The organism is Pseudobutyrivibrio sp. ACV-2, from assembly GCF_900107545.1.
In the GTDB taxonomy this organism is placed as follows: domain Bacteria; phylum Bacillota; class Clostridia; order Lachnospirales; family Lachnospiraceae; genus Pseudobutyrivibrio.
The window spans coordinates 14,485-26,457 of record NZ_FNQZ01000014.1 but is presented as its reverse complement, the minus strand read 5'-3'; the positions used below and the strand labels follow the sequence as shown (position 1 = coordinate 26,457).

Sequence of the window (11,973 nt, the reverse complement as noted above, 5' to 3'; positions counted from 1 at the left end):
AAATGTATCCTTTTGCTCATATCATGGTGCTCCATTCCATTTATATATCACCTATATTACTGATTTGCTCTAAACAGCTCACAATACTTTATCTGCGAATCATAGAAATTATGATTTTCATCAATCGGCCATTGGGCTTTCACTTCATCGTTTATTGTTTCATCTGCCTGAATTGATTCTGGATATGTGTAAGCATAAAAGTATGCTCTTTGCTCCCACACCTCACATATAGAAGAAGGATATTCAAACTCTTTTCCATCGCTCTTAAACAAGCTTGAAATATGCGGAATACGTTCCTTTACCATCCCTTCATCCACCAGTCGATCCAACTGCGGATATAAATGTCCAAATCCACATACTATTAAAACTTTTTTATTAGCATAGAGGTTCAGTTTCTCCATTATATTTTGATGTATATGATCATCTCTATCTTCGGTGGTGGTGTTTCGTTTGTAATTGTTATTATCTACTTTCCAGTAATCTATCATCTCTACAGGAATATCATTATCCCGACAATAGCAATATGTAATACACATATCAACAGGACCATCCACTACTCCATACTGTTCGTAGTTTTCTTCTCTTGCCTCAATGAAAACCACATCAGGATCTATGCTCTGTATTGCATTAAGCATTTCTTCAAAAGAATAATTTGATATAGAGTCAAAATGATTGGTGTGAAACGTACCCATAATATATACTTCCTGGCCATCTGAACTTTGTATTCTCTTAACCGTAAAACTTTTAATATTGATATAGATAACCGTTGCTATCGCAAATACTATTACGAGCAATGCAGCAATGCATATAAGCGCTTTTTTCAGTTTAGAATGTTTCATGCAACTCCCCCAAATTACAGCTTCCAGCCCCTCTTACTCACTTCAGGGACATCACATATACCTGACACGGATTTAACGCTCAATCCCTAATATGTGCGATTTCATTTTGAATCCATATTTTTCATACAAATGAATCGTAGGGTTACCATCAACCACTTTTACTTCAATGTGCCTAACAGTATTTTGGGCAAACATAAGCATTGCCCAGTCCATGAGTTCTTTTCCAAAACCTTTTCCTCTGAATTCTTCCTTCACCAGCAAATAGTCCAGTTTACCGTTTTCCCCACTTATATCTACTTTGCAAAATCCTATGATCTGATTTTCAAATTCAGAGACAGCTATGTAAGATTCTTTTTTTCTTAATGCCGCTTCAAAAGATTCCAGCGTCTTTTCATATGGATTTATAGGATAACATCCTTTAAAATTCTCAGAGGTCGCATTGTGATATTCTGATAACTCACGAATACAATCGTACAGTTGGTTTACCTCGCTGGGCGTTATTTCCCTCATGGTCTTTCTCCTAAAAATTTGTTAGAACCATACATTCTGTTGAATCAGTAAATCCCAATTTTTCATAGAGTGGTCTTCCTAAAGATGTTGCATCAAGACTGATTTCTGTGGCACCTTTTTCACAAGTTTTCTCTATTAGCAATTCGACCATCTTTTGAGCAATACCCTGTCGACGATATTCATTTTTTGTATATACATTCATAAGATGGGCTCGTTTTCCGGTCGGGTGATCAAATGTTGGCATTATCCTTATAAAGCTCATGGATGCACAACCAACGACAGCATCTCCATCACAAGCAAGAACAGTCATCTGGTCTCCATTCAAAAAGTAATCTCGACTTTCATTTATAATTTCATCTGAATACTCATAATTTTCTGGAAGACTATTCACAACCTTAAGCATTTCAAGGCGAATGCTCATTAAACTCTCAATATCATCTTGTCTTGCAATTTTTATTTCAACCATTTTTCATCCCTCTACGTTATTATTGTATACCTCTTATTCCTAGTCTATTATTCTGTAAGATATTCCAGTTACGCATTCTTAAAGAACTCTTTCGTCCGTTTACATACATCAATCATCGTTTCATCAGATGGTAAATGTTTACTGTCTATTTCTACCGTAGTTACAGATCCGGCAAAAATTTCTCTTGCTTTACGGAATACTCTGCTTGCCGGAAAGAATATGTCATTTTCCGATGCGATTATGAGAAGCGGAGACGTAAACGATATCAGTTCTTTCTTTTTATATTCCCTGGGCGGCCTCATCTCCATCTTATAAGATGACATCATAATATCATAGAATTCTCTCCATACCGGATCACCTTTTCCGCCCATAGATTCAATCACCACATCAAGTGTTTTCTCAGAAGGACTAAAATAGTATTTCATAAACGGAACGACCATCTTGCCCAGCATAGGCAGGATTGGTCCATGCACTATCCCTGACGGAACCAGAAGCAAGGCGCTTTGAATCATCTCCGGATAGTTCTTGGCAAATGAAAGAAACATGGCAGAACTGTAAGAAGACACAACAAAGGATATTCTTTCTTCCTTATAATGACTCAATACTTCCTTGATCCATAGTCCGTATTCATCCTTCTTGCTGCTTATAATCCTGTATGGATCACTTTTCCCGGGCATACCGATCACATCCGGAGCAATGATACTGTATTCTTCCAACAACGGAAGAAACAGTTTCAGATTCAATGTTGTGATCCCATTTCCTCCATGTATTGTACATATCCTTGGCTTTTCCGGATCTCCAACGAGAAGACAATGTGTCTGACCGAAAGAAGTATCAAAACAGGCTTCCGAATAAGGAACGTCAAGGGATGCAAGAGTCTTATCATAAAACTCATGCATCTTTTTCATGCTGTTTTCATTTTTATAAACGAACTTTTTAACCGACTGCATAATTTTCATCAGCTCTGCTGAAATAGATAATCAATGATTTCATATGTGTTCTCCTTATATAACTTTAAATTATTTATTGTTGTTTGGCGTAATAAATAAACTCATTATCACGCCTTACTTCCGTATACCCAATTTTTAAATAGAATGAGTTAGTTCTGGTATTCCAGATTGGTGTATCAAGTGTAAATTCCTTTACCGCAGGATATAACGCTTCTATTTTCTGCATCAAAAATATTCCATAACCTTTTCGATGATTTTCCGGTCCTATAAAAATCCTGCCAATATTAAGTTTTTCATTATCCAAAAAAAGTACCGCTCCGCCAATGATTAAGCCATTATCTATCAATTTAAAAAGATGATTTGACTTGGCCATCTTCGTATAATACGGAACTGACATATATCCTGGTGGTCCCACTTTTTCCTTGGAACCAACTTCCACATCACTGTGAAAGGCTCGTCTAGAGATCCCAGTTATAGTTAATGCATCCGCTGTAGATGCCTGTAATAATTCCAACCCCATGTCCAACACCTCTTCCTCTGTCAAAAGCATTTTTATACAATAGACTGTTACACTGGAATATTAATTATTCAACAAATTTGAATTATCGATGTCCTTTCTCATAGAAAGAGCGCTACAAGCTCCGATTCTTACTGTTCTTTTACCCTATTCGATTTTTTCTTATAAGTTTTCCTGTTGTATTCACTGATATTGTAATTCTTTTTTATTTTTCTCATACCATCAAAAACAACATGTTCCACTTTCTTTTTCCCCATTAAACACCTCTTATATCCCCTTTTTCTTCCACACTACTAAAACCCCTGCAAATGACAATAATTGCGCTATTGCCACGCGAACAATCATCATTTCATCTGTCCCCGTCTCAGTAACTACATGAAGTAGATTTGTGGCAATGCAATTGTTGAAGAAATGATCAGCCATTCCAGCATAAAGACTTCCCGTCATCCGATAAAGCAATTCCCACTTAATGCCCATCATACCGGCGAGGATAATGTATCCCACGCCAAGTCCGATGAATGCCCCAATGTTAATATCACCATCAATCAGATTATGGAGTGGAGTCACAATATGCCAAACTCCAAACAAGAAGGCCTGGAAGAACAGAGCATATTTCATTGAATGATCAATATCTGCAATTTGATAGAAAAGCCCCCTAAAGGTGCCTTCCTCCATAATCACATTTATCAGGTTGAAAAAAATGCACATTAATATAAATCCAATACCTGTATGTATATCCGCTTCACCAGTCAGGGAAAAGCCTGTTGTAAAAATTCCAAATCCGATATCGTGCCCCTGGCTTTTCAGGATTAGGATTTCCACACCATAAGAAATGACGAAGGAGCACAGAGCAAGCAGCAATCCTATGCCAATACTTTTCACAAATCCGGTTCGTGCAAACCCTATATCAGACCATTTCCATTTAAGGCATCGCAGCACCAGAAAAATCACTAGGATTCCAAACACCTTATTGATGAAGTTCTCTCCAAAAAAGGTTTCATCCATCCTAAGGACGATAGCTTCGAATCCATGTACTAATATTAGGATTACAAATATTATCCAGCAGGATAATACTGTATTTTTTCTAATTTGTTCGTTCATCGTATCTCCCATATCTAGCGTATCCTAATATATAATTTATTTCCCTGCTATCTTATGTACTATCTCCGAGAATTCTTCTGAGCGTGATTCAAGCAGACCGTGAGTTGCATCTTTCATCACAAACATTTCTTTATATGGAGCGTTCACATCATCAAAGTATTCACAGGCAAGCTGGTAGTTTGTTTGATAATCCATATCTCCATCTATATTGTAGTAGGCTACTTTGTATTCGTATTTACGAAGTAGCGACAGCTTTGACAATTCATCACTTGCCCAGAAAGTCAAATATGGTTCAAACTCCTTACTCCCGTGTGATAGATATCCAACATAATCCTTTATTGTATAGTTTGGATTGAACAGCACCGTGGTATAAAGATTATAGTCCGAGCCATCTTTCATCATTCCATAACCATATCTTTCCATAGTAGCATTTCTTGCCTGTATAGCTTCTATGGAATCTTCGTTTTCTGGAGACCATTTTTCAAGGAGTGCTCTACCTTCTTCGTCTCCAACACTCCATTCCTGTGCCGCATCGTAAAGTCTTTGTTCATTCTCCTTAGGATCGATAAATTGTCCTGCGCCAATAAATGCTTCATAATATTCCGGATATTCCAAAGCTAAGTTTGCACCATACATCGAACCCCATGAATGTCCTAAAAGAGTAATCTTATCTTTGCCCGTATGATCAAGTAAGAATTCAGTCATTTCCTTGCCATCCTGCATCATGATGCTTGCGGTTATATTATCTGTCTTTGAGGTGTCATAACTTTTTCCGCAGCCTCGCTGATCCCAAGTGACTACCGTATATACATCACTCCACTTTCTTGTAACGGCGTAATCGAATATGCTGGTTGATGAGCCAGGCCCACCATGAAGATAGAGTAAAACTGGATTATCCTTATCTTGTCCGTAGATATTTATCCATTGCTTTGTTCCATTTATATCTACATACATTGATTCATTTATCCCACCATCTGGTGTTCTGTTATTGATTATTCTGCCTGTGAAATGCGCCACTAAAATAATTGCTATGAAGGAAATAATAACTATTCCCGTTACTTTTAAAATCTTTTTTATTCTTCGTATCATTATGAATTCCCTTATACGCTTCGACTTACTCTAAGAACATCTCCATATCTATACAATTCCAAGTACCTATAGGAAGCGCACATTCTCTACTGCCATATTCCTTAAAACCTACAGATTCATAACAATGCTTTGCCTTCTCATTGTTTGCGAACACTCCAAGATCAATCCTTGAAGCTGAAAGATTGCTCTTTACATATTCGATTCCAAGCCTAAGCATTTCTTTGCCGTATCCTTTTCCTCTTAGTGTAGGAGTAACTATGACAAAACCAAATCGTATAGAACTTTCATCATCAGCCTTTGGATACCTAATAATGAAATGCCCAATAACATTCTCATTTTCATCAACGGCAGTAATGGGATAGAACTTCCCTGTTCCAAGCTGTGGTAAATAGTTTTCATAGATATCATCTCCTAAAAGAGGAAACTTATTATATATATCTGCAGACCATTTATATAATTCATCCTCTTTCTGAAGCCAACTTGCAATTATTGTTCCATCTTCTTTTTTATAATCTCTAAGTAGCATACAAACATCTCCTATGACTCAATATTTTTCACTATATGACTATAAGTTAATTATAGTGAAAAATATCACTCTAGATTTTCACTATAGATCATATTAGTTTTCTATAGTGAAAATAAAATAGGCATTTTTTCACCCTGGATAGATTAAGTTGATATAGTGAAAATATTAGGTCCTATTTTTTTCACTGAGGAAGCAATTTCCTCTTATATTGAAAATCATGTGTACTAATTGAGCCCTAATTCCTCACAAAGCTTCTCATACCTTACCTGCTCTTTTTCCTTTACCGCTTTGGATGAGTCTTTGAAGCAGTGGTCGATTACATCTGCGTCTTTTAGTAATTCATCCATAGGTGAATCAGTCACTAATTTGTCGTCATGATGGTAAATTGCAGAGCAGATAGTATCTGTTTCTTCCATGGTTGTTAAATCAAGTTTCTCAAGAATATTTCTGGCCAGGCCAGCACCTAAATGGGCATGGTCATCATAGGAGCCACTTTTATAAGCGTGCAAGTCATGAAGCATTCCTGCCATTGCAGCCAGTTCTTCATCAAGGTCTCTCTTTTTTGCAAGGATAGTTGCAGCCAGGGAAACCCCATAGAGATGTGCAGTTGCACTCACTCTCTTGTCCTCGGGCAATTGATTAAGCTCTTCATCTACGTATTCTCTAAGTTCTTTTAATCTACTCAAGTGTATATCCTCCCAAAACAATTTGTTACATTTACTTCAGACTTAGTTCTGCCAGCGAAATATAATGCTTCACCATGAATTCTTCCGGAGCATTATCCTTAAGCATCTTCATGTGTTCCTCATTCCATGCTGCAAGCTGTGTCTCATTCATTGCAGCTCCAACGCCTCGGCACGCGCGCATACGGCCATGCCAGCTTTCTCTTGTAAAAGGAACATCAACATGATATTCCATGCGCTTTATGAGATTAAAATATGATAGCAGTTCATCCGGAACATACACAGGCTTCACTGTATCTCCGTAACTTGACCAGTTTGGATTGTGCTTTAAAATTATCTCTTCACTCTTTCCAGCAATGGCATCTTCATAAGGTAACCAACCCATATACAAAATTAAAAATTCTCCACCTGGTTTTAACATCCTGGCAAACTTAGGTGCTATTACCTCAGCATTCAAATACCATATACACTGGCAAGCAGTAATCACATCAAAGGTTCCATCCGAAAACTCTACATCCTCTGCAGGGCATGCAAAGAAATCAATATCCATGCCAGCTTCAGAAGCAAGTTTTTTTGCCTGAATAATCTGGTTTTCTGCAATATCAGTTCCAGTCCATTTTGCACCGTAGGAATACATATTTCTTGGAAGCACCCCTGTGCCCGTTCCAATATCTAAAACACGCTGCCCATCCTTACAAAGTCCTAAATCCAAAATGGTCTGATAGAACTCATTTGGATAGATATCTCTATATTTTGCATAATCCTCGGAAGTGTTTCCCCAATCAAAGGCTTTTCCGTTGTCAATATCTTTGATAATCATATGCACCCCTAAATTATTTCCATGGTCTGACTCCATCAATCCAGCCCTGTTCTTTCCAATATTTGAAATCTGTGTACTCAGGATTGTCTTTACCTAAGCCTGCCTCCAGCATTGCCTTCTCTATCTTCTGCACTGTCACGTAGTCCTTACAGAGCTCTTGTTTAGTCAAAAAACATGAAGTACAGCCAGTACAAAATCCTGGTCCATCCTTTGGAAGATAGAATTCTGTTATCTTAGCACTATTTCGAAATGACTCAAGGAAAATTTCCTTGAGCCTATAAGTAACACCTTTCTTCTCTGTGCCATTGATTACTGTAATTTTCATTGCTCACCCCATCTAAAATCCATTTAAAAGTTATGGTGAATTATACTCGATTGCGGCACTTAAAACAACAAATGCTACAAAGAGGTAATTTTCTGCTCACTCTTTAGTAAAATCGCACGCATTCCATGTTCCTGAAGTGCTAGGTTTGCTGCCGCCGTAGCATCTGCAATATGCAATAAACTCACTCATGCTAAAAACCTCCTAAAATACCTATTATGGCTAATAAAGTCGTCATTCCAATATTCCCTTTTATTTTTTTATACCAAGCAAAGCCCATCTGAAAAACGGAAGCTTTGAAAATACAAAACTAAGCAGAATGCCACCACCGAAACCTGCCATAGTACTGAGAATATAAATCACTGGTGCTGGAAGAAGTGCAGGTTTTGCAATAAATAAAGCAACAGCAGCTATTCCAATATAATGAAATACGTATAACCCAAAGCTTTTTGAGCTCATCCACCTTGTAAAGCCCGTTTCAAAATCAACGAATCTGGCAAATCCACTAAGCATAGCAAGTGAGCCAAACCATGCAAAAGCATTATCAAGCAACCCTCTATTAATTGGAGCATCTGCATAATTCTGCCCGAAGTAGGAAATAACAAATGCCGATGCAAGTCCCAACCCGATAACTAAAATAATCGGAAAGGCTTTTTGCATTCTCACCATTACTTCCTCATGTGAAAAAATGAAATAACCTGCAAAAAACATCACGCCATATAATCCAAATCTATAAACAATTACGACAGGTGTGTTCAAAATTTGAGCTGCGCCCCAGACTAAAATAGTCATGGCAAAGATTACAGGGATATTAGCTTTCTCGCCTAATTTCCACAAACGGTCACCATCAATCCTTCTGATTGGAACCAGCATTATCGAGAAAATCCATAGTAACTGTAAAAACCAAAGAGGTCCTGATCCACTAAGTGCCATTATCATGTATACTACTATGCTCGGAACTCCTTGCAAATTTTGAAAAGCATCACTCATTGACATGCTCAAATAACCCTGAATAAACCAGAATACAAATAAGCTTACAGTCGAAGGCACTAACAATTTAGTTGTTCTGGATTTTATAAACTCTTTTTCAGAGTGAGTATCCATATACAACCTGCTACTTATACCTGCCACAATAAATAAAAGTGACATGAACCAGGGATAAACCAAGTACAGGAATACATCATAGTGCTGGGTCTTAAGACTGGTTATCTTTCCAAGACCTCCAAGTATTCCCTCTCCGTTATACATATATAAAACATGATAGATAACAACTAAAATCTGAGTAAACCATCTAATGTTATCAAGATAATACCTTCGCACCTGAACCACCTCCATCTTTACTATCAAAAGCATAACAGATATCAAAAACAGACCCTCTACTGCACTGAAAAGAGTCTGTTTTACACTTTATTAATCAACGAACAAGATTTTTGGCATTCTTTACCCACTTGGCAATTTGTTTTTTCTTGGAATAGTTGCGGGAGTTTTCTTCACTAAGCGATTTGAATAGATTGAATCTTTCAGCTGAAAGTTCACCGCTTTCAATAGCCGCCTTTATTGCACAGCCTGGCTCAGTATCGTGTTTACAATCACTAAATTTACAACATTGCTTCAGCTCGATAATATCTGAAAAGATTCCATCTATTCCATCTTCTACACTAGCCATACCAATTTCTCGCATGCCAGGCGTGTCGATTACGCAAACTCCACTTTCCAGCTCTATCAGTTGTCTATGGGTGGTTGTATGTCTGCCGGTAGAATCTGACTCTCTAATTGCAGAGGTCTTCATTAAATCTTCTTTTGCAAGGGCATTCAAAAGAGTGGATTTTCCTGCTCCTGAAGATCCCATTAGACAAATTGTTTTTCCTGGCTGAAGATATTCGTTTATTTCATCCAATCCAATATTATAAATGGCACTTATAGCATGGACCTTCACCTTATCTGAGATTCCTTCCACCTCACGAACATATCTACCTGGATTATTACATAAGTCTGACTTAGTAAGCACAACAACTGGGGTGGAATTTCCCTGCAGTACCACGCTTACATATCTTACAATTCGATTGTAGCTATAATCCTCATTAAGAGATGTGATGATAAATGTGTAATCAACATTTGCAACCATATACTGCATCACACCTGTCTTCGCCTGATCTGGCCTTTGGAGGAAACTGGTTCTTTCACATACCTTACTGATAATTGAATCACCAATCGGATTGTAGTCGAACCTAACATAATCTCCAACTACCGGAAGCTCGCATCCCTCCAGCTCATAAAAGTTTCCTTTTAACTTTGCAGGAATATCCTGTCCTTCAAACAAAATGGTATAACTGTTCTTTTGTACCTCAGAAATACGTCTACATGATTCTTTATTAATATTCTTATTTGTCATCTTGATTTCTCCATTCATTATTTGTGTTCAGTTTTTAAATTTTTGGAGACCTCAGGACAATCTAAAGTTTTTGAAGTAAAAAAGACCGCGACAAAAATGCCACGGTCATTACAATCACAAAATAAATCTATCTTAAATCAGTATCCGAGGTCATCCATCCATATTCAATTGTCATATCTACTACTCTTCTTCTCATAAATGATTACCTCGCTTTCTATTATATTTACTACATATTGAAGTATAGCAATTATATACCACACTTTCAATTATGTTATGCAATTTGCACTGATATAGTCTAGATTTACACTGATTTGACAGCTATACCACTTTCAACAACCTCATCATTGGCATTCACGCTATCCTGCTCGTTCCCTATCTCTGTTAGATTATTGAGCCATCGCTCTTTCTTTAACCAGAAATGGAAGATTGTAATCTTTATCACGTCCAAAAGCTTTACGCTCAGATACATCTGTACAGGGCCGATATTTGTAAACTTAGCCAGTGCGAAAAGCATTGGAAGCATAATTACTATGGTGATGCTGGCGTCTGCATAGGCTCCCATCTTTGTGTCGCCACCAGCTCTTGCAACGGCCTGTTGTGCATTAATAAGTACCCATGCTGGCATAAAGAATGACATCATAATAACCATGCTACGACAGATTGCTATTGCGTTTACACTTAGCTTACCAAAAACAATAGGAATAATAGCTGTTGTGCCAAATCCTACAAATGTCATGGCCACTCCAAAAGTAACCGCTCCTGATAAAAGCCAGTTCTTCTGTCTTCGGGCTTCCTCCAGATTTCCTTCGCCAAGCGTTCTTCCAATAATTACGCTTGTTGCAGAATAGATTCCACCAAAGGCAACAAAGAAAAGATTGGCAATGGCAAAGCTTGATGCCATACCCGATACAACATCTGCACCACCACGACCATTGTAAATGGCTGTTGTAACTGTCTCTGAAAGAACCCAGGTCATTTCGCAGAACAGCATTAATGAACCCTTCTTAATAATCTCTTTGAATAGAGTAGTATCAATTCTGTATTTACTGCCAAAACGAACTGCAAAGTCCGGATTCTTTAACACATAGACAACTGCAAAGATTACAAACTCCACTGTTCTTGCTATAACTGTCGCGTAGGCTGCTCCCCTTACTCCAAGTGCTGGGAAACCAAAGTGTCCATAGATTAACAAGTAATTAAAGATTGTATTGATAAGTGTTGCTACGATTGTTACATAAAGTGGTATCCTTACCTCTCCCATATCTCGCAATGAGCTGGCAATACATACTGAACAGGTGAATGGAACACCTATTATAGCCATGATTTTAATGTAGCGTACAGCCTCATCCAGGATTAATCCCGCCTGGGTATTTCCTATCAGCATAAGTGATAGTACTGATCTTGGGAATACAACACACACAAGCAAGTATGGTACAAATGCCAATAGTCCAATTAACAGCTTAAACATGAATGCCTGTTGCATTCCCTTTTTATCCTGTGCACCATAAAACTGCGTAAGGAATATGCCGCCAGACATGCAGATAGTATTAGTAAAAATCATAAACACAAACATAACCTGTCCAGCAACATTTACACCAGACATTGAAATATCACCTAAGCCTGATACCATAAAGTTATCTATAAGCGAAACCATGCTCTGGATTAACTGCTGAAGCATAATTGGCACTGCAATTGTCAGTGCCTTCATATAAAATTTTCTGTTTCCTATTATCTTATTTTTCTGTCTCATTTTTCTTA

15 protein-coding genes are annotated in these 11,973 nt (G+C 37.7%); all 15 read right to left on the bottom strand.

What is annotated here, in order from left to right; genetic code table 11:
* Nucleotides 1-56 precede the first annotated feature (56 nt).
* The 15 genes from BLV53_RS13020 to BLV53_RS12955 all read right to left on the bottom strand — a co-directional run bounded on the left by BLV53_RS13020 (nucleotide 57) and on the right by BLV53_RS12955 (nucleotide 11,965).
* Nucleotides 57-839 (bottom strand): hypothetical protein, encoded by a 783-nt coding sequence (locus tag BLV53_RS13020; protein ID WP_090301581.1) that lies wholly within the window; start codon nucleotides 837-839, stop codon nucleotides 57-59.
* Nucleotides 840-911: 72 nt separating this feature from the next.
* Nucleotides 912-1,349 (bottom strand): GNAT family N-acetyltransferase, encoded by a 438-nt coding sequence (locus tag BLV53_RS13015; protein WP_090301579.1) that lies wholly within the window; start codon nucleotides 1,347-1,349, stop codon nucleotides 912-914.
* Nucleotides 1,350-1,359: 10 nt separating this feature from the next.
* Entirely contained in the window at nucleotides 1,360-1,815 is a 456-nt protein-coding gene (locus tag BLV53_RS13010) for a GNAT family N-acetyltransferase (RefSeq protein ID WP_090301576.1), read from the bottom strand.
* Between the two features lie 68 nt (nucleotides 1,816-1,883).
* Nucleotides 1,884-2,774, bottom strand: coding sequence for an alpha/beta hydrolase (locus BLV53_RS13005; RefSeq protein WP_090301574.1), 891 nt, complete (start codon nucleotides 2,772-2,774; stop codon nucleotides 1,884-1,886).
* A 64-nt stretch (nucleotides 2,775-2,838) separates the two neighbouring features.
* Nucleotides 2,839-3,285, bottom strand: a complete 447-nt coding sequence (locus BLV53_RS13000) for a GNAT family N-acetyltransferase (RefSeq protein ID WP_090301572.1) — start codon at nucleotides 3,283-3,285, stop codon at nucleotides 2,839-2,841.
* A gap of 128 nt (nucleotides 3,286-3,413) precedes the next feature.
* On the bottom strand, nucleotides 3,414-3,539 hold the full coding sequence (locus BLV53_RS17610) for a hypothetical protein (protein ID WP_278335399.1): 126 nt from the start codon (nucleotides 3,537-3,539) through the stop codon (nucleotides 3,414-3,416).
* Between the two features lie 10 nt (nucleotides 3,540-3,549).
* Nucleotides 3,550-4,383, bottom strand: coding sequence for a CPBP family intramembrane glutamic endopeptidase (locus tag BLV53_RS12995; RefSeq protein WP_170830857.1), 834 nt, complete (start codon nucleotides 4,381-4,383; stop codon nucleotides 3,550-3,552).
* A gap of 36 nt (nucleotides 4,384-4,419) precedes the next feature.
* Complete coding sequence (locus tag BLV53_RS12990; RefSeq protein WP_090301568.1) at nucleotides 4,420-5,472, bottom strand: alpha/beta fold hydrolase; 1,053 nt, start codon at nucleotides 5,470-5,472, stop codon at nucleotides 4,420-4,422.
* A 25-nt stretch (nucleotides 5,473-5,497) separates the two neighbouring features.
* Nucleotides 5,498-5,998, bottom strand: a complete 501-nt coding sequence (locus BLV53_RS12985; protein WP_090301565.1) for a GNAT family N-acetyltransferase — start codon at nucleotides 5,996-5,998, stop codon at nucleotides 5,498-5,500.
* Between the two features lie 224 nt (nucleotides 5,999-6,222).
* Entirely contained in the window at nucleotides 6,223-6,684 is a 462-nt protein-coding gene (locus BLV53_RS12980; protein ID WP_090301563.1) for an HD domain-containing protein, read from the bottom strand.
* Between the two features lie 31 nt (nucleotides 6,685-6,715).
* Complete coding sequence (locus tag BLV53_RS12975; protein WP_170830856.1) at nucleotides 6,716-7,501, bottom strand: class I SAM-dependent methyltransferase; 786 nt, start codon at nucleotides 7,499-7,501, stop codon at nucleotides 6,716-6,718.
* Between the two features lie 13 nt (nucleotides 7,502-7,514).
* Nucleotides 7,515-7,826 carry an NADPH-dependent FMN reductase family protein gene (locus tag BLV53_RS12970; protein WP_090301561.1) on the bottom strand — a complete coding sequence of 104 codons (312 nt, stop codon included), beginning with the start codon at nucleotides 7,824-7,826 and terminating at the stop codon, nucleotides 7,515-7,517.
* A gap of 249 nt (nucleotides 7,827-8,075) precedes the next feature.
* Nucleotides 8,076-9,188 (bottom strand): acyltransferase family protein, encoded by a 1,113-nt coding sequence (locus BLV53_RS12965; RefSeq protein ID WP_090301559.1) that lies wholly within the window; start codon nucleotides 9,186-9,188, stop codon nucleotides 8,076-8,078.
* Between the two features lie 49 nt (nucleotides 9,189-9,237).
* Entirely contained in the window at nucleotides 9,238-10,215 is a 978-nt protein-coding gene (gene rsgA / locus BLV53_RS12960; protein WP_170830855.1) for a ribosome small subunit-dependent GTPase A, read from the bottom strand.
* Nucleotides 10,216-10,516: 301 nt separating this feature from the next.
* On the bottom strand, nucleotides 10,517-11,965 hold the full coding sequence (locus BLV53_RS12955; protein WP_090301555.1) for an MATE family efflux transporter: 1,449 nt from the start codon (nucleotides 11,963-11,965) through the stop codon (nucleotides 10,517-10,519).
* Nucleotides 11,966-11,973 lie beyond the last annotated feature (8 nt).